Origin of the sequence: Agromyces sp. NPDC057865 (assembly GCF_042796995.1) — a bacterium.
Classification (GTDB): domain Bacteria; phylum Actinomycetota; class Actinomycetes; order Actinomycetales; family Microbacteriaceae; genus Agromyces.
The window spans coordinates 398259-417551 of the sequence record NZ_JBHVMJ010000003.1; the positions used below are offsets into that span (position 1 = coordinate 398259).

Genomic DNA, 19293 nt, shown 5'->3' on the forward strand with positions numbered 1-19293 from the left:
TCACGATGCCGAATTGATGCTTGACAAGCCGATGTTATCGGCAACATTCTGGTTTCCGTCAGATGTTGTCGAAAACATCCTGATCTTGCAGACGCCCGGAGCATCCGGCCAGCCGACAACGGAGTACGCATCAGATGCCTTCCCCCCAGCCCGTCCAGCCGCCGAGCGGCATCCTCTTCGGGGCCGCCTACTACGCCGAGTACCACCGCGACGAGCGCACCGAGACCGACCTCGACCTCATGAAGGAGGCGGGCTTCACGGTCATCCGCGTGGGCGAGTCGGTGTGGTCGACGTGGGAGCCGCGCGACGGCGAGTTCGACCTCGACTGGCTGGCGCCGGTGCTCGACGGCGCGCACGCGCGCGGCATCTCGGTCATCCTCGGAACCCCGACCTATGCGGTGCCGCCCTGGCTGCAGACGGCGTATCCCGAGATCGCCGGCGAGCGCCGCACGGGGGAGCCGATGCCGTGGGGCGCCCGCCAGGAGGTGGACTACTCGCACCCGGCGTTCCGGTTCCACGCCGAGCGCGTCATCCGGGCCGTCGTCGCGCGCTACGCCGACCACCCCGCGGTGATCGGCTACCAGGTCGACAACGAGCCGGGCATGCTGCTCTTCCACAACCGCGGCACCTTCAAGCGCTTCGTGCGCCGGCTGAAGGCGCAGTACGGCGACGTGGAGACGCTGAACCGCGAGTGGGGGCTCACCTACTGGTCGCACCGGCTCTCGGACTGGTCCGACCTGTGGACGCCCGACGGCAACACGCTGCCGCAGTACGACCTCGCGTGGCGGCGCTACCAGGCCGACCTCACGACCGAGTTCATCGCCTGGCAGGCCGGGCTCGTGCGCGAGTACGCGCGCCCCGGGCAGTTCGTGACCACGTGCATCGCCTATCCGCGCCCCGCGCTCGCCGACGAGCAGCTCGTCGAGACCCTCGACCTGACCGCCGGCAATCCGTACTACGCCATGCAGGACCACCTCGACGCCACCCTCGACCTCGAGCCCGTCACGCCGTGGACCACCTCGGGCGTCGCGGCGCTGTTCCGCCAGGCCGACCGCATGTACTCCTCGAAGCAGTCCCGCTTCCTCGTGACCGAGACCGACGCGCAGTCGATCGGCGGCTCCGAGTTCAACCTCCCGCCCTACCCGGGCCAGCTCGAGCAGGCGGCGTTCGCGTTCATCTCGCGCGGGGCGGCGATGATCGAGTACTGGCACTGGCACACGCTGCCCTACGGCACCGAGACGTACTGGGGCGGCGTGCTGCCGCACAGCCTCGAGCCCGGGCGCGTCTACCACGAGCTCGCCGGCGTCGGCGCCGCCCTCGGCGCCATCGGCGACGCCCTCGACGGGTACGAGCCCGACGCCGACGTCGCGATCCTGTGGTCGAACGACAGCCGGTTCGCGCTCGAGTTCTTCCCCCCGCTCGCCGCGGCGGACGGACAGCCCGACCGCACGTCGTACCAGCGGATCGTCGACGCGTTCCACCGCGGCGTCGTCGACGCGGGTGCGCAGTCCCGCATCCTGCACGTCGCACACGCCCACGACCTGGGCGCCGCGGCGCTCGCGAGCCGGTTCCCGGTGCTCGTCGCGCCGGCGCTGTACGCGGCATCCGACGCCGACCTCGACCTGCTCCGCGACTACGCGGCCGCCGGCGGGCACCTCGTCGTCGGCATCCGCACGGGCTATGGCGACGAGGAGGCGCGGGCGCGCGTCGAGGTCGCGCCTGCGCGGCTCGCCGAAGCGGCGGGCGTGCACTACGACGAGTTCTCGAACCTGCGCCACGACGTCGCGGTGGCCGCGACCGAGCCGTTCGCGGCATCCGGTGGCGCCACCGCCCGGCTCTGGGCCGACGGACTCATCGTCGACGGGGCCGACATGCTCGCGCGCTACGAGCACCCGCGCTTCGGCGACTTCCCCGCGGTCACCACGAACGAGCACGGCTCGGGCCGTGTCACCGTGGTCGGCACCGTGCCCTCGCCCGAGCTCGCGGCCGACCTTGTGCGGTGGGCCGTGCCGTCGCCGATCGCCGACGAGCTCGCCGCCGACCGCGCGCTGCCGGTCACCGTGGCATCCGGCTCGCTGCCCGACGGCCGACGCGCCTGGTTCGTCTTCAACTGGAGCTGGACCGAGACGACCGTCACCCTCGACCGCGACGTCACCGACGCGGTCACCGCCGCCGCACACGCGGCCGGCGCCGAACTCCCCCTCGCTGCATGGTCGACGCTGACCCTCATCGACGGGTGAGGCGACCGGGCCCCCCGGTCACCACGCAACCGAATACCAGACAGAACGCACGAGACGCACAGAACCCCACCGAACCGCACATCGAACCGATACGAACCACCAGAGGAAGAAGAAGGTCATGAGGAAGACACCAAGGGCAGCACTGGCGCTGGGCGCCGGCGCCTTCGTCACAGCACTGGTCCTCTCCGGCTGCACCCCCAGCAGCGGCGGCGGCTCCGACCAGGGGCCCGTCAGCCAAGACGAGATCGACAAGGCGATGACCACCCCGACCAAGCTCACGTTCTGGACGTGGGTGCCCGACATCGAGAACGAGGTGAAGCTCTTCGAGGAGAAGTACCCCGCGATCGACGTCAAGGTCGAGAACGTCGGCCAGGGTCTGCCGCACTACCAGAAGCTCCGCAGCGCCATCGAGGCGGGCGAGGGCGCACCGGATGTCGCGCAGATCGAGTACCAGTACATCCCGTCGTTCGTCCTGCCCGAGTCCCTGCTCGACCTGACGCCGTACGGCGGCGACGACCTCTCGAGCGAGTTCGTCGACTGGGCCTGGAACCAGGTCTCGCCCGGCGACGAGGTGTGGGCCGTCCCGCAGGACGTCGGGCCGATGGGCAACCTCTATCGCGAGGACATCCTCGCCAAGGCCGGCATCACCGAGGCGCCGGCGACCTGGGACGATTACGCGACCGCCGCGAAGGCCGTGAAGGACTCGACCGGCTCGTACATCTCGAACCTCGGCGCGACCCAAGCCGGCCAGATGATCGGCTTCTTCTGGCAGGCGGGCGTGAAGCCGTTCGGCTACGACGGCAAGGAGACGGTGAAGATCGACGTCAATAGCGACGAGGCCAAGCAGGTCGCCGACTACTGGACGAAGCTGATCCAGGCCGACCTGATCTCGACCGATGTCGACTTCAATGACACCTGGTACCAGGGCCTCGCGAACGGCAAGTACGCGGGCTGGCTCACCGCCGCCTGGGGTCCGATCTTCCTGCAGGGCACCGCGGAGAGCACGTCCGGCCTCTGGCGCGCGGCGGCGCTGCCGCAGTGGACCGCGGGCGATGAGGTCTCGGGCAACTGGGGCGGTTCGTCCGATGCGGTGCTCGCCTCGAGCAAGAACCCGATCGCGGCCTACGAGCTCGCGAAGTTCATCAACACCGACCAGGAGTCGGCGATGAAGCTCGCGACGGAGCAGTTCCTGTTCCCGCCGCAGGTCTCGGTGCTCGAGGACCCGGCGTTCGCCGACCAGGAGTCGGAGTTCTACGGGGGCCAGCAGGTGAACAAGCTGTTCGCCGACATCTCCACGACCGTCGACACCGACTTCCAGTGGCTGCCGTTCATGGACTACGTGTACTCCAGCTACGAGGAGACGATGGGCACGGTGATCGCCGACAAGGGCGACATCGCCGCCGCGCTCGACACGTGGCAGGACCAGCTCGTGAAGTACGCGAAGGACCAGGGCTTCACCGTCGAGTGAGCCCGCGGGGTGTCCGCCGCACCGCAGCGGCGGGCGCCCCGTCACCCCCTCCCATCCCGCCCCGCCAGCAGAGGGCATCCGTCATCAACCGAGAGTGAGGAGCCGCCGTGTCGTCATCACCGGCGCTCAGCGCCGAGCGCCCGATCACCGCGTCACCGCCGCGCCGCCAGGCCAGCTCGACCAAGCGCAAGCAGCGCGTCGCCGCCTACCTGTTCATCCTCCCGTTCTTCGTCGTGTTCATCACGATGCTCGTGATCCCGCTCGTCTACGCGGGCTATCTCAGCCTGTTCGAGTCGAAGCTCATCGGGGGCGACGTGTTCGTCGGCCTCGGGAACTACCTCCGGGCGCTCGGCGACTCGGCGTTCCTCGCGAGCCTCGGTCGCATGGGCCTGTTCTTCATCATCCAGGTGCCGATCATGCTGGGCCTCGCCCTGTTCTTCGCGCTCGCGCTCGACAGCGGCCGGGCGCGCGGGGCACGCAGCGTGCGGCTGCTCGTCTTCATGCCCTACGCCGTGCCCGCCGTCGTGGCGACCCTGATGTGGGGCTACCTCTACGGACCCGACTTCGGGCCGATCGCCCAGATCGCCCGCGGCCTGGGCTGGGGCACGCCCGACTTCCTCTCCCCGGCGAACATCCTCGGCTCGATGATGAATATCGTCACGTGGGAGTTCGTCGGCTACAACATGATCATCATGTACGCCGCGCTCCGGGCGATCCCGGGCGAGCTGTACGAGGCCGCCGAGCTCGACGGCGCGGGCCAGTTCCGCGTCGCGTGGAGCATCAAGATCCCGGCGATCCGGCCGGCGATCATCCTCACGGTCATCTTCTCGATCATCGGCACGTTCCAGCTCTTCGCGGAGCCGAGCCTCCTGAACGCGATCGCCCCCGACGCGATCACGAACTCGTTCACGCCGAACTACTACGCCTACAACCTCGCGTTCATCAACCAGGAGCTGAACTACGCGGCCGCGATCGCGTTCCTGCTCGGCATCGTCATCGCCGTGCTGTCCTACGTGTTCCAGCTCGCGACCGAGCGCCGAGAACGGAAGACCCTCGCAGAACGGGGGATCCTCCCATGACCTCGCTCGAGACCCGCGCGGCCGTGACAGTGGGCGCCCCTCCGCGCGCGCGCCTCGGCCGGCGCTTCGACCCCGAGAAGCGGCGCAGCACCCTGCTGACCATCCTGCTCTGGCTCGGCGTGCTGTACTTCGTGCTGCCGCTGTGGTGGCTGCTCGTCTCGTCGACCAAGGACAACGCGGCGCTCTTCTCCACGTTCGGCCTCTGGTTCGGCGGCGACCTCTCGCTCTGGGACAACCTGCAGACGCTGTTCACCGTGCGAGACGGCATCTTCACCCGATGGCTGGTCAACACGCTCGTGTACTCCGTCTCCGCGGCGATCGGCGCCACGCTGCTCTCGGCGATGGCGGGCTACGCGTTCGCGAAGTACGACTTCCCGGGCCGCAAGGCGCTGTTCAGCGCGACCCTCGGCGCGATCATGATCCCGCTCACGGCGCTCGCGCTGCCGACCTACCTGTTGTTCTCCTCGGCCGGCCTCACGGACACGCCATGGGCGGTCATCATCCCGTCGCTGGTCAGCCCATTCGGCGTCTACCTGATGCGGGTCTACTCGGCGGACGCCATCCCCGACGACCTCATCGAGGCGGCGCGCGTCGACGGCGCGGGGGAGTTCCGCATCTTCTGGCAGGTCGGCCTGCGCCTGCTCGGGCCGGCGCTCGTGACGGTGTTCCTGTTCTCGCTCGTGGCGACGTGGAACAACTACTTCCTGCCGCTCATCATGCTGAACACCTCGGAGCTCTACCCCGTCACGGTGGGCCTCGCGCAGATCCAGGCGGCGGCCTCCGCCGGCGGCGGCTCCCAGGCGCTGTTCTCCACGGTGATCACGGGCTCGTTCGTCTCGATCCTGCCGCTGATCATCGCCTTCCTCGTGCTGCAGCGCTACTGGCAGTCGGGCCTGGCCACGGGGAGCGTGAAGGGATGAGCCTCAAGTACGGCGGCGACTACAACCCCGAGCAGTGGCCGCGGGAGGTGTGGGACGAGGACGTGCGCCTCATGCAGCGCGGCGGGATCAACCTCGCGACGGTGGCGGTGTTCTCGTGGGCGCGCCTCGAGCCCCGTCCGGGCGGGTACGACTTCGCGTGGCTCGACGACGTGCTCGACACGTTGCACGCGGGCGGCATCCGGGTCGACCTCGCGACGGCCACCGCATCGCCGCCCCCGTGGCTGGCGAAGCGGCATCCCGAGACCCTGCCCGTGACCGAGCACGGCGTGCGCCTCGCGGTCGGCAGCCGGCAGCAGTACTGCCCGAGCTCGCCCGTCTACCGCGAGCACGCGCGGCGCCTGGTCGAACGCATGGTCGAGCGGTACGCGGGCCATCCGGCGCTCGAGCTCTGGCACGTCAACAACGAGTACGGATGCCACGTCAGCCGCTGCTACTGCGACGTGTCGGCCGCGGCGTTCCGCACCTGGCTCGAGGCGAGGTACGGCACGATCGAGGAGCTCAACCGCGCGTGGGGCACCGCGTTCTGGTCGCAGCGGTACGACGACTTCGACGAGGTCGAGCCGCCGCGGGCGGCGCCGACGTTCCGCAACCCGACGCAGCTGCTCGACTTCGACCGGTTCTCGAGCGACGAGCTGCTCGCGCTGCACCGGGCCGAGGTGGAGGTCATCCGCGCGGCATCCGACGTGCCGATTACGACGAACTTCATGGGCTTCTTCAAGCCGGTCGACTACTGGTCGTGGGCCCCGCACGTCGACGTCGTGTCCGACGACACGTATCCCGACCCCGCCGACCCCGACTCGCCGGCGTACGCCGCGATGGTGCGCGACCTCATGCGCTCGCTCGGAGGCGGCGCCCCCTGGCTGCTCATGGAGCAGTCGCCCAGCGCCGTGAACTGGCGGCAGCGCAACGCGCCGAAGGCGCCCGGCATGATGCGCGCGTGGTCGTACCAGTCGGTCGCCCGCGGTGCCGACGGCGTCCTGTTCTTCCAGTGGCGGCAGTCGGCTGCGGGCTCCGAGAAGTTCCACTCGGGCATGGTGCCGCACGGCGGCACCGACACCCGGGTGTGGCGCGAGATCGAGCAGCTCGGCGGCGAGCTGGAGCGGCTCTCGGAGCCAGAGGTCGGCCTCGAGGGCAGCCGCGTGCCCGCGAGTGTGGCCATCGCGCTCGACTGGGACAGCTGGTGGGCGATCGAGCAGCCCGCGTCGCCTACGTCGGTCTCGTACGTGCAGGTGCTGTTCGCGTGGCACCGGGCCTTCACGTCGCTCGGCCTCACGGTGGACTTCGTGCGTGCCGACGGCGACCTCTCGGCCTACCGCGTCGTCGTGGCGCCCGCGCACCTCGTCGCGACCGACTCCGAGGTCGCGTCGCTCGCCGGGTTCGCCGAGGCGGGCGGCACGCTCGTCGTCGGCTTCGGCACGGCCATCACCGACGAGGACCTGCACGTGCGGCTCGGCGGCTACCTCGGCGAACCCCTGCGTCGCGCGCTCGGCCTCCGGGTCGAGGAGTTCGCACCGCCCGCCGCGCCCGACCTCGGCGCGCTCGGCGGGGGCGTTCCGCCCACGGTCGCGCTCGAGGGCGACGTGGTCGGCGGCGCGGCATCCGGCTCGGTGTGGGCCGAGTTCGTGCGCGTCGACGACGCCGAGACGGTCGCGACCTTCACCGAGGGCGCGCTCGCCGGATGGCCCGCGGTGACGCGTCGAGCCGCGGCCGCGAACGGCGCTGGCGGGTCGGCCTGGTACGTTGCGACCCTGCCCGACCGCGAGGCGCTCTCCCGGCTCGCGTCGCACCTGGTCGAGGAGGCGGGCGTCGAGCTGCCGTCGTCACCGGTCGCGAGCGGCAGCGGCGTCGAAGTGGTCCGTCGCGGCGAGCTGACGTTCGTCATCAACCACGGGGCGGATGCCGCGGAGCTGCGCATCGAGGGCACGGACCTGCTGAGCGGGGCCGCGGCATCCGGCCTTCAGCTGCCGTCGCAGGGGGTGGCGATCGTGCGCCCCTGAGGCCCGCTCGGGGAATACCCGGGACCTCCTCCACGTTATCGAGAATGACTTTCAATAAGATGGAGGAGGTCCCCATGAAGGTACGTGCATCGATCAAGTCGCTCGCCGCCCAGCGTGGCGCGAAGGTGGTGCGTCGGCGCGGTCGCACGTTCGTGATCAACCCGTCGAATCCCCGCATGAAGGCCCGTCAGGGCTGACGCGGCGTCACGCTCGCGAATTCGGCGCCCCGGTTCCACGGAACTGGGGCGCCGTCGCGTCTGCACGCGTAGGCTGAGCGCATCATCATCGCCGTAGCGCGGGATGCCGCGCGGGGAGGCAACAGCAATGGAGCTCACGACCGACCTCACGACCGAGAAGATCGCACGCGCGTTCTCGAGCCATCGGTTCGACGTCGCGCTGCCGCATCTCGCCGACGACGTCGTCTGGACGCTGGTGGGGAACAAGCCGTTGCTCGGCCGCAAGAAGGTCGAGAAGGCGTGCAAGGCCACCGCCCACGACCTCGCCGAGGTCACCACCGAGTTCCAGCGCTTCCGCACCGTGGTCGGTGAGGACAGTGTCGTCGTCGACAGCCTCGCCCGCTACAGCGAGCCCGACGGGAACGTCTCGATCGTCGCCTCGTGCGACGTCTACGACTTCGTCGACGGGCGCATCAGCGAGATCGTCTCCTACACGGTCGAGCTCCCCGAGTCGTGATCCCGGGCGAGCGGATGCCGCGCCGGCTCCGTCGCTCGAGTCGTTCTCCACATCCGGGCGCTTCCTGATCCACCGCGGCCCCGCGGCCGCTAGGTTCGTGCCGTGCGCCCGAACACCGCCGTCGTCGCGACGGTCTCCCTGCTGCTGCTCGCCCTGACCGGTTGCGTCGCCCCTACCGCGAGCCCGGCCCCGACCGCCACGCCGTCGCCGTCGTCGTCGCCCGCGGCATCGGCGCTGACCTGCGACGAGCTCGTGCCACCCGAGCTCGTCGCGGCGGCGCTCGAGGGGGCCGACGGCGTGGCGGTCGAACCGGTTTCCGCCGTCAAGGACCGCGACGTGTTCGACGGGATGCTGCTCGAGGGCGTCGGCGGCCTGCCATGCTCATGGCGCGTGGGCAGCGGCATGCCCGAGTACAACGCGCCGAGCGACTGGGCGTACCTGCGCATCGACGTGCTTCCCGAGGCGGCCGACCAGTGGGTGCCGCTGCCGTCCGGGGAGGGTCCGTCGTCCGACACCCGCCGGCTCGCCGGCGTCGACGCCTCCTTCTCGGCGGGCGACCCGGGCTGGGCGTTCTCCGCGCCGGCCGGCGACGCCTGGGTCGACGTGCGCCTCAGCGCCGCCGGCCTCACCGGATCGGGCAGTCGGTTCGCGGGGCTCGACACCTCTGTCGTCGTCGACCGGATCGCGGCGGTCGCGGAGGCGGCGTTCACGACGGTTCAGCAGGCGGCACCCGCGCAGCTCGAATGGCCCGTGCTGGAATCGGCGCCGGGTGAGCCCGACTGCGCCGAACTCCTCGACGGGCCCGGCCTCGCCGCCGCGCTGCAGCTTCCCGAGGGCTCCACCATCGTGGTCGCGCCCGTCGACCCCGGCACGTCCGCGACAGCGGGGCTCCCGGGGGCGGTCCGCGCCGCCGCCGGCGCGTTCCAGTGCCGCGTCGAGGGAGAAGGCTTGAAGTGGACGACGGTCACCGTCGCCCCCGGGCTCGCACCCCTCGTCGACCGCTTCGCAGCACCCGATGGCGACGCGGGGTTCGAACCGCTCGCGCTCACCGGCGCTCCCACCGACGTCGGCGCCGTGATCCAGCGCGACGCCGACGGCGCGCCGTCGCTCGCGTACGTCTCGGTCGCCGGCACGGTGTACGAGGTCGAGGGCTCCGCACCGGCGGCGGTCGTCCAGGCGATCGTCGACCACGCGGTCTGAGGGCGCGCGCTCAGGCGGTCGTCGACTGGGCGTCGCGCGCGGCCTCATCCGCGGACGCGCGCCCGTGCGCGTTGCCCCGGATGAAGATGAGCAGCACGAACGCCACGGCGATGAGGAGGAACGTGGCCGGCCCGGCGAGTGCGAGCAGCGGGTTCTGCGAGGCCGCGTTCGCCTCGTCGACGCCGCCGACCGCGAGGAACGTGGTGGGGTCGGTCAGCGCGTGCAGGATGATCGGCCAGATGAGGTTGCCGGTCACGCGCAGCGTGAGGTACATGAGGAGCCCGAACGCGAACGTGTAGAGCAGGGTGAAGCCGACCGTCGCGATCGACTGCCCCGTGAACAGGTTCACGCTGTGCAGGAGCGCGAAGATCAGGGTCGACAGCGCCGCGACGACCCACTCGTTGTAGCCGCAGCGGCGCAGCAGCGTCACCGCGAGGCCGCGCGTGAGCAGCTCCTCGGAGAGACCGATGAACGCGCCCGCGACGAACGCCATCGCGATCACGCCCGCCGAGTAGGCGCCGTAGTCGATCCCGACGAGGCGCAGCACGATCGGGATGACCACGAGGACCGGGGCGATCCACATCCACCAGCTGCCCTTCACGGGCTGGCGGGCGAACAGCGGCTTCGGCAGCCAGCCGATCGACCAGGCGAACGCCAGCAGCACGATCGACCCGACGATGACCGGCAGCGCGAGGCCCACGAAGACGCTGCCGGGCGTGGCGAACACGTCGGCGTCGGCGAGGCCCTGCGTGAACGGCAGGGCCGCGAACGGCAGCAGCTGATACACGGCCAGGTACACGATCGCGAGCCCGAACGCCTTCCACCAGCCGCCTCGGTCCCAGAAGGCCTTCCAGCCCGAGGTGCGCGTGGTCGTCGTGTCGGTCATCGTTTCCCCCAGGTGTCGTCGGCCGCCGTCTCGTACGGATGCCCCTGCCAACCGTATCCGCGCCGTGGCTCCGCGACCGTAACGCGGCCTCGACGGCCGCCGCGCTCGCCGTGGCCGCCGCGCTCGCGTTCGGGCCGGTCGGCGCGCATGCTGGAGGAATGGCCGCTCGTCGTCGCCCCGGGAAGCCGCCCCGCTGGCTGCTGCGGGCGAGCGCGCCGTTCGCGATCGCCCTCGCGGGGCGCCGCTGGTTCCCGCTCTGGGCCGTCGTGCACCACCGCGGGCGTCGCAGCGGCACGGAGTACGACACGCCCATCGCGATCGTGCCGACCGTGGCATCCGATGTCGTGCTCATCGGACTGCCCTGGGGCCCGACGACCGAATGGGCCCGGAACGTGCAGGCCGCGGGCCGCGCGGTGCTCTCGTGGCGGGGCCGGATCGAGGTCGCCGACGAGCCGCGCGTCGTCGGGCCCGAGGTCGCCTCGGCGCTCGCGAAGCCGCCGTACCGGATGGTGGTGCGCCGCTTCCCGGCGTCGCTCGTGCTGACGCGTCGGTGAGGCATCCCCGTCGCGCCCTGCCGGCACGCGGGGCCCGCACCTGTCACACGCCGCCACCGGGCGGTGTCTCCATGACGAAGGCACACGATGCACGAGTCACAGGAGGAGACGACCATGGACGCGAGGATTCCCCCGACCGAGATCACCGGCCTGTTCGGCGCGGTGGTGAAGGTCGCCAGCCGGAAGATGCTCGGGCAGGTGCCCGACTCGGTCGGCGTGATGTGGCACAACCCCGCCGTGATGAAGGACCTGATGACGATCGGCCGCAAGTCCGAGAAGTGGGACGCGCTCGACCCGACCCTGTCGACGTTCGCGCGCATGGCGACGGCGGCGTACGTCGGGTGCAGCTTCTGCCTCGACCTGCACTACTTCCTGTCGCACGACCAGGGCCTCGACGAGGCACGAGCGCGCGAGGTGCCGCGTTGGCGCACGTCCGACGTGTTCTCGCCGCTCGAGCGCCGGGTGATGGAGTACGCGGAGGCGATGTGCCAGATGCCGCCCGCCGTGTCCGACGAGTTGTCCGCCGCGCTGCTCGACGAGCTCGGTGCGCCGGCGCTGCTGGAGCTCACCGCGAAGGTGGGGCTGATGGACGCGACCGCTCGCATGAACATCGCCCTCGGCATCCGCTCGGCCGAGTTCTCGGCCAGCTGCGGGCTGCCGCCGCTCGCGGAGCGCTCGGCCGCCGACGTAGGCTCGCCCGCATGAGCACCGACCCGTTCGTCGTCCACCGCGGACTGCTGTTCACGGTCGCGTACGAGCTGCTCGGCTCGGCGGCCGACGCCGAGGACGTGCTGCAGGAGTCCTGGTTGCGCTGGTCGCAGGTCGACCAGTCGCAGGTGCGCGAGCCGCGTGCCTACCTCGTGCGCATCGTCACGCGGCAGGCGCTCAACCAGCTGCGCACGGTGTCGCGCCGTCGCGAGGAGTACGTGGGGGAGTGGCTGCCCGAGCCGCTCATCACGAGCCCGGATGTCGCGGAGGACGTGGAGCTCGCCGAGAGCCTGTCGATGGCCATGCTCACGGTGCTCGAGACGCTCGGACCCACCGAGCGCGCGGTGTTCGTGCTGCGCGAGGTGTTCGACGTGCCCTACGACGAGATCGCCGAGGCCGTCGGCAAGACGCCCGCCGCCGTGCGGCAGATCGCGCATCGGGCGAAGGAGCACGTGGCGGCGCGCCGGCCGCGGATCGAGGTCGACCCGGCCGAGCAGGAGCAGGTGGTCGAACGGTTCCTCGCCGCGTTCAACACCGGCGACCTTCAGGGCCTCATGGACGCGCTCGCGCCCGACGTCGTCGCGGTCGCCGACGGCGGCGGCAAGGTGCGGGGCGCCGCCCGCCGGCCCATCGTCGGTGCCGACAAGCTCGTGGCCTACGTGCTCGGCGGCCTCGCGAAGTTCGGCGTCACGCCCGTGGCGACGCCGGCCTGGGTCAACGGCGGCCCCGGTGCGCGGGTCGAGGTCGACGGCGCGATCGTCGCCGCCCTGAGCTTCACCATCGAGCACGGCCGCATCACCCGGATCTTCTCGGTGGCCAACCCCGAGAAGCTCGAGCGCCTCGACACGGAGTCGGCCATCGCACGGTGAGCCGGCGGATTCCGCCGCCGCTCGGTCGCGGGGTTCAGCCCTCGGCCGGGCGACGGCGGTTCCAGTGCGCGAGCTTGCCCGGCGCCGCCGAGAGCCAGAGCTCCCGGATCGTCCCGTGCGCTCCGGCGTCGACGACGAGCACGCCGATGACCGTGCCGTCGTGCAGGCGCAGCGCCAGCCCCGGCGCGCCGTTCACGTGCACGGTCGCGAACGCGGCATCCGGATGCCGCACCCGCAGGTCGTCGAGCGCGCGCGCCACGTGCGCCCGGCCGCGCAGCTCGGCGCCCGTGGGGTCGCCCGTGTCGACCACGATGCTGCAGTCGGGATCGAGGAGGTGCGCCTCCGCGAGGTCGTCGCGTCGTTCGAGCGCGGCGAGCAGGCCCGCGACGAGGGACTCAGGCTGCACGGGAGGTCACGCCGCCGAGCTTGTTCGGGTTCATCATCCAGAGCACCTGGTCGATGCCCTGGTCGGATGCCACGACGGTGAGCACCGCGAAGGTGGTGCCGTCCTTCGACAGCAGCACCGATGGCTGGCCGTTCGTCTCGGTCTCGGTGACGGTGACGCCGTCCCAGAAGTGCGTGTGGAACGCCCGGACGAACTTCGCGACGGTGACCCGCCCGTGCACGGGAAACTTCGACGCGCGCACCACCCCGCCGCCGTCGGAGTACGACACGACGTCCTCGGCGAACAGCCGCTCGAGCTGCTCGAGGTCGCCCGTCTGCGCGGCACTCACGAACGCGGTGAGCAGGCGCTGCTGCTCCGACGTGGAGACCTCGCGCCGACGCTCGCCGGCGAGGTGCTTGCGGGCGCGGCTCACGAGCTGGCGCGCTGCGGCCTCGGAGACCTGGACGATCTCGTGGATCTGCGCGTACGAGTAGGCGAACGCCTCGCGCAGCACGTAGGCGGCGCGCTCGGTGGGCGTCAGCCGCTCGAGCATGACGAGCACGGCGTAGCCGAGGGCCTCGGTGCGCTCGGCACCCAGGGTCGGGTCCTGGCTCGTGTCGACGGGCTCAGGCAGCCAGGGGCCGATGTAGGTCTCGCGGCGGGCGCGCGCGGACTGGAGCGAGTTGATGGCGAGGCGGGTGGTCGTCGTCGCGAGGAACGCCGCCGGATCCTGCACCACCGACCGGTCGGTGCCCTGCCAGCGCAGCCAGGCCTCCTGCACGATGTCCTCCGCCTCGGAGGCGCTGCCGAGCATTCGGTACGCGATGCCGAACAGACGCCGGCGCACGGATTGGAAGACGGCGAGCGCGTCGTCGAGGTTCTCGTCCATCTGCTCATCCTGTCGGTCGGCGGGAGGCGGCGCATCCGCCTCCGCCTGCTCAGACCGGACGGGATGCCGAAGTGTGACGGGCCCGACGGAGATTCGTCCGGCGGTGGCCGCCGGGGGCACGCGAGCCGAGACCGCGCGCACCCCCGGGGTTCGGCCTCGGCTCAGGCGGCGGCGCGTTCGGCGGCCACCGCGCGCACGGCCTCGAGGATCGCGGCGGCGACGGCCTCGGGCTGCGAGACGCTGATGGCGTGCGACGCGCCCGCGACCTCGGTCGTGCCGCGTGAACCGGCGCGCTCGGCGCCGGCCCGCAGCACGGCGGCCGGGATGTTGCGGTCCTCGGCGCCGAAGACGTGCCACGACGGCCGGTCCTTCCAACCGGGCACGGATGCCTCGACGGCGTCCTTGAGCGCAGCCTCGGCGATGGGGCGCTGCGTCGCCGCCATCAGGCCCGCAACCGCCGCGGGCACGTCGGCGGCGAACTGCGCGTGGAACCGGTCGCGCCGGATCACGAGCTCGACGCCGCCGGTCGAGATCGGGTGCGCCTCGATCGCCTCGCCGAGCGTCGAGCCGGGCTCGCTCGCCGAGAGGCCGAATGCGCTGTCGCCCGTCTCGGGCACGAACGCCGAGGCGTAGACGAGTGCGGCCACCCGATCGTGACCGGCGGAGGCCTCGGAGATCACGAGCCCGCCGTAGGAGTGCCCCACCAGCACGACGGGGCCCTCGACGGCGTCGATGACGTCGCGGACGTATGCGGCGTCGCCGGCGAGGCTGCGGAGCGGGTTGGCGGCGGCGATCGAGGAGACACCGGCTTCAGAAAGGCGTTCGATGACGCCGTTCCAGCTGGCGGACTCGGCGAACGCGCCGTGGACGAGCACGACGGTGGGCAGGTGATCGGACATGGAGGTCTTCCTTTCGTACGGAGCGGGTTTCAACCGCTCTGACCGGATCCGGCGTGCGAGTGTGACACCGGTGCGCGACGATCCCCTATCCGAGTGGACGGTTGCTGCGGATGATCCCGTCGGGGTCGACCCGACGCTTCACGCCCGCCAGCCGGTCGACGACGTCGGCCGAGTAGGCGTCGGCGAGCGTCGTCCCGAGCCCGAGGAAGGTGGGCACGGTGGTGTCGCCGCGGTGCCGTGCGACGAGGTCGCGCATCGGCTGCAGCGCCGCCGCTGGGTCGAGCGACGGGTCCATCAGCAGCACCCCGCTGTTGAGGAATCCGCCGGCGCGCACGGCGCCCACGGCCGAGAACTCGGCGCCGAGCTCATCGGCGATCGCGCCGCCGAGCGCGCGCACGCTGCAGCGCATGAGGCCGTGCTCGGCGCCCGAGAGGAACGCGTCGACGAACTCCCGGGCGAAGCCGGCGTCGAGCGTGTCGACGGCGCCGCCGAAGTCCGCGTTCGGCATCGGGTCGACCGGCTCGGCCGCGACGGCGGCGAGCGACCCGATCGTGAACGCCGTGAGCGTGTCGGCGATCGGCTCGGCCACCGAGATGAGCCGATCGGCGTACGAGCGCCCGGTCGTCTCGTCGCCGACGTGCACGAGCGCGACCGTCGCGACGGTCTGGCCGCGCAGCGGCGGGGGAACGAGCGGCAGGTCGGGGAACTGCATCATGCCGACGTCGAGCCCGAGCTCGGGGACGTCGCGGGCGAGCTCGTACGCGGCGGAGATGACGTCGACCGCGTTCCGCGCGGGGAACGCCAGGCTTCCGCCGAAGAGTGCGTCGCCGGGATGGAGCGCGAGCTCGATGGCGGTGATCACGCCGAACAGGCCGCCGCCTCCGCGGAGCGCCCACGCGAGCTCGGCGTCGTCGGCGTCGGTGACCCGGCGCACCTCGCCCGCCGCGTCGACGAGCTCGACGGCGACGATGGAGCGCGCGGGGATGCCGTACCGGCGGCTGAACATGGACTGCCCGCCGTTGATGGTGAGTCCGACGACGTTGACCTCGGGGTTGGAGCCGGCGAGGCCGACGAGCCCCGTTCCGTCGAGGCGCTCGAGCGCGCGGCCCCAGTTCACGCCCGCGCCGACGCGGAGCAGCCGCGCCTCGGCGTCGACCGTGATCTCGTCGAACCGCGACGGCCGGATCAGGATCACGTCGGCGAGGTCGCCGTCGGCGCCGTGGCCGTTCGGCTGCGTGGTCACGCCGTACCCTCCGGTGCGCGCGGCGGCGATGATCGCCTGCACGTCCGCGACGTCGGCCGGCGTGGCGACCGCCGCGGGCCGCTGGTCGACGGCGAGGTTCCACGGCAGGCGTGCCGTGTCGTAGTCGGCGTCGCCTTCGAGCACGAGCGTGCCCTGCAGGTCGGAGCGGAGCCGTTCGAGTGCGGCGCGGTCGGAAACGGACATCTTCATCCCCCATTCGGTCCGGGGCCCACCGTATCGTCCGGCACCGACGTCGCGGAAGGTACGCCCAGCCGTCCGCTCCGCCGTCGGCTCGACGAGCGTAGGGTGAGGGTCGTGCCATCCGCTGCAGACCTGGATGAGGCGGCCGCCACCTTCGCGGAGCTCCGGCCGCGGTTGTTCGGCATCGCCTACCGCATGCTGGGCAGCGTCGCGGATGCCGAGGACGTCGTGCAGGACGCCTGGATCCGGTGGCAGGAGTACGACCGCAGCGCCGTGCGCGACCGGCGGCGTTCCTCGCCACGACGACGACCCGGCTCGCCATCAACGAGCTCCAGTCCGCGCGGGTGCGTCGCGAGGCCTACCTCGGTCCGTGGCTGCCGGAGCCGATCGACACCGGCGAGGACCCCGAACTCGCAGCCGAGCGCGACGAGGCGCTCGACTTCGCCGTGCTGCGGCTGCTCGAACGGCTCTCGCCCACCGAGCGTGCAGCGTACGTGCTGCGGGAGGCGTTCGCGTACCCGTACGACCGCATCGCGGAGATCGTGCAGACGACCGATGCGAACGCACGGCAGCTCGTGAGCCGGGCCCGCCGGCACATCGCCAAGGGTCGGCACGCATCCGTCCGACGGGCCAACCGGGACCGCCTGCACGACGCGTTCCTCGAGGCCGCGCACGACGGCGACCTCGAGGCGCTCGAGTCGGCCGTCAGGCCGCCGCGTCCGCCGAGTTGAGACTCGCGACCTCCACGACCGCCGCGGCGAAGGCCTCGGGCGCCTCCTGCGGCAGGTCGTGCCCGGCGTCGGGCACGTGCCGGTGCACGCGCGGCCCGGTGAAGTGCGCAGCGGATGCCGCGGCATCCGTCGCCGGGAAGTTGCCGTCGGCGAGGCCGTCGAGGGTCACCGCCGGCACGGGGATGGGCGGCAGCTCGGCCAGCCGGGCCTCGAGATCCCGGTAGGCGGGGGCACCGTCGACGTGGCCGAGCCGGTGCCGATACGAGTGGATGACGACGTCGACGTAGTCGGGATTCTCGAATGCCGCGGCGGCGCGGTCGAGCTCGGCGTCGGCGAAGGCCCATGCGGGGGAGTTGCGGCGCCAGATCACCTCGGCGATCTCCCGCCGGTGGGCGGCGAGGCCCGCGCGGCCGCGCTCGGTGAGGAAGTAGAAGAAGTACCAGAAGCCCGCCTCGAGCTGCGGCGGGAGCGGTGCCATCGCGGCGGACAGGTCCTGGACGAGGTAGCCGTTCACCGACACGATGCCCTCGACGCGCTCCGGCCACAGCGCGGCCGCAACGCATGCGGCGCGCCCGCCCCAGTCGTAGCCGGCGAGGACGGCGCGCTCGATGCCGAGGGCGTCCATGAGGTCGATGACGTCCCGGCCGAGCGCGGCCTGCTGCCCCGAGCGAGGGGTCGCGCGATCGCGGAACCGCGTGCCGCCGTGCCCGCGCAGGTAGGGCACGATGACCCGGAAGCCGGCTTCGGCGAGCCGCGGCGCGACGTCCACGTAGCTGTGGATGTCGTACGGGAAGCCGTGCAGCAGGATCACGGGACGGCCGTCGGCCGGCCCGGCCTCGAAGTACGTGACGTTCAGCACGCCCGCCGCGACGTGCCGCAGCGGCTCGAGCCGCTGGAGTCCCTCGCCCATGTGTCGCCCTCCCGGTCAGCGCCCCGGCCTCCGGCCTGGGTCACCAGCGAAGACCGGGCACGCGGCGGGATTGTGACCGGGCGACCGGGTCAGCCCGCGAGGACCGCGTCGAGGCTTTCCCGCACGATCGCGAGGCCCCGGCGGAGCTCGTCCTCGTCGATCGTCAGCGCGGGCAGGAACTTCAGCACCTCGTCGAACGCACCCGACGTCTCGATCACGAGTCCGCGACCGAACGCCTCCTTCGAGATCCGGCCGGCGAGCGTGCGATCGGCGTCGCAGGCGAGCCCGTACATGAGGCCGCGGCCGCGCACGACGAAGCCCTGCTCGGGGTGGTCGGCGGCGATGCGCTCGAGCTCGCTGCGCAGGAGCGCCGACTTCGCAGCGATCGCGTCGGTGAACGCCGAGTCGGCCCAGTAGGTCTCGAGCGCGACCCGCGCCGAGACGAACGCGAGGTTGTTGCCGCGGAACGTGCCGGTGTGGGCGCCGGGCTTCCACACGTCGACTTCGGGACGCAGCAGCACGAGCGACATCGGCAGGCCCGAGCCCGAGATCGACTTCGAGACGGTCACGATGTCGGGGACGATTCCCGACTCCTCGAACGCGAAGAACGCGCCGGTGCGGCCGACGCCCGCCTGGATCTCGTCGAGGATCAGCAGGATCCCGCGGGCGGCCGTCAGCTCGCGCAGGCGGCGCAGCCAGGTGGCGCGCGCGACGTTGATGCCGCCCTCGCCCTGCACCGCCTCGACGATCACGGCGGCGGGCAGGTCGAGGCCCGAGCCCGGGTCGTCGAGCATCTTCTCGAGCAGGTCGAGGGTGTCGACGTCGGCGCCGAGGTAGCCGTCGTAGGGGAGGCGCGCGACGTCGTCGAGGCTGACGCCCGCGGCGGAGCGGTAGTGGCTGTTGCCCGTCGCGGCGAGGGAGCCCAGGCTGAGCCCGTGGAAGGCGTTCGTGAACGCCACGATGGTCGACCGCCCGGTCGCCTGGCGTGCGACCTTGAGCGCCGCCTCGACGGCGTTCGCGCCGGTCGGGCCGGTGAACTGCAGCTTGTGGTCGAGGCCGCGCGGCGCCAGCACGATGCGCTCGAAGGCCTCGATGAACGCCCGCTTCGCCGAGGTGGCCATGTCGAGGCCGTGGATGATGCCGTCGCGCTCGAGGTACTCGATGAGCGCACGCGTGAACGCGGGGTTGTTGTGCCCGTAGTTGAGCACGCCGGCGCCGGCGAAGAAGTCGAGGTATTCGCGGCCGTCGGCGTCGACGAGGGTCGAGCCGGTGGCCCGGTCGAACACGGTCGGGAACGCACGGATGTAGCCGCGCACCTCCGACTCACGACGGTCGAAGACTTCCAGGGCTGCGACGCTGCTCATGGCAGGCGTTCTCCTCTCGAGGCGGGGGACGGTGAA

Annotated in this window: 19 protein-coding genes; 12 read left to right on the top strand and 7 right to left on the bottom strand. The window is 71.7% G+C overall.

Features of this window, described 5'->3' with window-relative positions; translation table 11 throughout:
* The first annotated feature begins 134 nt into the window (after positions 1-134).
* From ACFVN5_RS14755 to ACFVN5_RS14790, 8 genes are all read left to right on the top strand, one after another.
* Positions 135-2240 (top strand): beta-galactosidase, encoded by a 2106-nt coding sequence (locus ACFVN5_RS14755; RefSeq protein ID WP_376955990.1) that lies wholly within the window; start codon positions 135-137, stop codon positions 2238-2240.
* Between the two features lie 118 nt (positions 2241-2358).
* Entirely contained in the window at positions 2359-3708 is a 1350-nt protein-coding gene (locus tag ACFVN5_RS14760; protein WP_376955991.1) for an ABC transporter substrate-binding protein, read from the top strand.
* Positions 3709-3815: 107 nt separating this feature from the next.
* Positions 3816-4787 carry a carbohydrate ABC transporter permease gene (locus ACFVN5_RS14765; protein ID WP_376955992.1) on the top strand — a complete coding sequence of 324 codons (972 nt, stop codon included), beginning with the start codon at positions 3816-3818 and terminating at the stop codon, positions 4785-4787.
* On the top strand, positions 4784-5707 hold the full coding sequence (locus ACFVN5_RS14770) for a carbohydrate ABC transporter permease (RefSeq protein ID WP_376955993.1): 924 nt from the start codon (positions 4784-4786) through the stop codon (positions 5705-5707). Before ACFVN5_RS14765 ends, ACFVN5_RS14770 begins: the two co-directional genes overlap by 4 nt.
* The gene (locus ACFVN5_RS14775) at positions 5704-7725 is read left to right on the top strand and encodes a beta-galactosidase (RefSeq protein ID WP_376955994.1); all 2022 of its coding nucleotides are present in this window, start codon (positions 5704-5706) and stop codon (positions 7723-7725) included. Before ACFVN5_RS14770 ends, ACFVN5_RS14775 begins: the two co-directional genes overlap by 4 nt.
* A gap of 74 nt (positions 7726-7799) precedes the next feature.
* The gene (gene rpmJ, locus ACFVN5_RS14780) at positions 7800-7922 is read left to right on the top strand and encodes a 50S ribosomal protein L36 (RefSeq protein WP_148732402.1); all 123 of its coding nucleotides are present in this window, start codon (positions 7800-7802) and stop codon (positions 7920-7922) included.
* 127 nt (positions 7923-8049) lie between these two features.
* Positions 8050-8418 (top strand): nuclear transport factor 2 family protein, encoded by a 369-nt coding sequence (locus ACFVN5_RS14785; RefSeq protein ID WP_376955995.1) that lies wholly within the window; start codon positions 8050-8052, stop codon positions 8416-8418.
* Positions 8419-8520: 102 nt separating this feature from the next.
* On the top strand, positions 8521-9618 hold the full coding sequence (locus ACFVN5_RS14790; RefSeq protein ID WP_376955996.1) for a hypothetical protein: 1098 nt from the start codon (positions 8521-8523) through the stop codon (positions 9616-9618).
* A 10-nt stretch (positions 9619-9628) separates the two neighbouring features.
* Here ACFVN5_RS14790 and ACFVN5_RS14795 read toward each other — a convergent pair whose 3' ends face one another.
* The gene (locus ACFVN5_RS14795) at positions 9629-10504 is read right to left on the bottom strand and encodes a CPBP family intramembrane glutamic endopeptidase (protein ID WP_376955997.1); all 876 of its coding nucleotides are present in this window, start codon (positions 10502-10504) and stop codon (positions 9629-9631) included.
* Between the two features lie 38 nt (positions 10505-10542).
* Between ACFVN5_RS14795 and ACFVN5_RS14800 the strand changes: the two genes are divergently transcribed.
* From ACFVN5_RS14800 to ACFVN5_RS14810, 3 genes are all read left to right on the top strand, one after another.
* Positions 10543-11058, top strand: a complete 516-nt coding sequence (locus ACFVN5_RS14800) for a hypothetical protein (RefSeq protein WP_376955998.1) — start codon at positions 10543-10545, stop codon at positions 11056-11058.
* An 87-nt stretch (positions 11059-11145) separates the two neighbouring features.
* Positions 11146-11763 carry a carboxymuconolactone decarboxylase family protein gene (locus tag ACFVN5_RS14805; protein ID WP_376955999.1) on the top strand — a complete coding sequence of 206 codons (618 nt, stop codon included), beginning with the start codon at positions 11146-11148 and terminating at the stop codon, positions 11761-11763.
* Complete coding sequence (locus tag ACFVN5_RS14810) at positions 11760-12635, top strand: RNA polymerase sigma-70 factor (RefSeq protein ID WP_376956000.1); 876 nt, start codon at positions 11760-11762, stop codon at positions 12633-12635. Before ACFVN5_RS14805 ends, ACFVN5_RS14810 begins: the two co-directional genes overlap by 4 nt.
* Before the next feature lie 34 nt (positions 12636-12669).
* On the opposite strand, the gene ACFVN5_RS14815 is transcribed toward ACFVN5_RS14810, so the two are convergent.
* The 4 genes from ACFVN5_RS14815 to ACFVN5_RS14830 form a co-directional block, all read right to left on the bottom strand.
* Positions 12670-13041 (bottom strand): hypothetical protein, encoded by a 372-nt coding sequence (locus ACFVN5_RS14815; protein ID WP_376956001.1) that lies wholly within the window; start codon positions 13039-13041, stop codon positions 12670-12672.
* Positions 13031-13909 carry an RNA polymerase sigma-70 factor gene (locus ACFVN5_RS14820; protein WP_376956002.1) on the bottom strand — a complete coding sequence of 293 codons (879 nt, stop codon included), beginning with the start codon at positions 13907-13909 and terminating at the stop codon, positions 13031-13033. The genes ACFVN5_RS14815 and ACFVN5_RS14820 overlap by 11 nt, the downstream gene beginning before the upstream one ends.
* Positions 13910-14070: 161 nt before the next feature.
* The gene (locus ACFVN5_RS14825; protein WP_376956003.1) at positions 14071-14808 is read right to left on the bottom strand and encodes an alpha/beta fold hydrolase; all 738 of its coding nucleotides are present in this window, start codon (positions 14806-14808) and stop codon (positions 14071-14073) included.
* 85 nt (positions 14809-14893) lie between these two features.
* Positions 14894-16255 (bottom strand): FAD-binding oxidoreductase, encoded by a 1362-nt coding sequence (locus tag ACFVN5_RS14830; RefSeq protein ID WP_376956004.1) that lies wholly within the window; start codon positions 16253-16255, stop codon positions 14894-14896.
* Positions 16256-16500: 245 nt separating this feature from the next.
* Between ACFVN5_RS14830 and ACFVN5_RS14835 the strand changes: the two genes are divergently transcribed.
* Complete coding sequence (locus ACFVN5_RS14835; RefSeq protein WP_376956005.1) at positions 16501-16983, top strand: sigma factor-like helix-turn-helix DNA-binding protein; 483 nt, start codon at positions 16501-16503, stop codon at positions 16981-16983.
* Here ACFVN5_RS14835 and ACFVN5_RS14840 read toward each other — a convergent pair.
* Both ACFVN5_RS14840 and ectB read right to left on the bottom strand, forming a co-directional pair.
* Positions 16958-17893: an alpha/beta fold hydrolase gene (locus tag ACFVN5_RS14840; RefSeq protein ID WP_376956006.1), complete on the bottom strand. Its 936-nt coding sequence runs from the start codon at positions 17891-17893 to the stop codon at positions 16958-16960. The genes ACFVN5_RS14835 and ACFVN5_RS14840 overlap by 26 nt on opposite strands.
* A gap of 89 nt (positions 17894-17982) precedes the next feature.
* Positions 17983-19257 carry a diaminobutyrate--2-oxoglutarate transaminase gene (gene ectB, locus ACFVN5_RS14845; protein ID WP_376956007.1) on the bottom strand — a complete coding sequence of 425 codons (1275 nt, stop codon included), beginning with the start codon at positions 19255-19257 and terminating at the stop codon, positions 17983-17985.
* Positions 19258-19293: the final 36 nt, after the last annotated feature.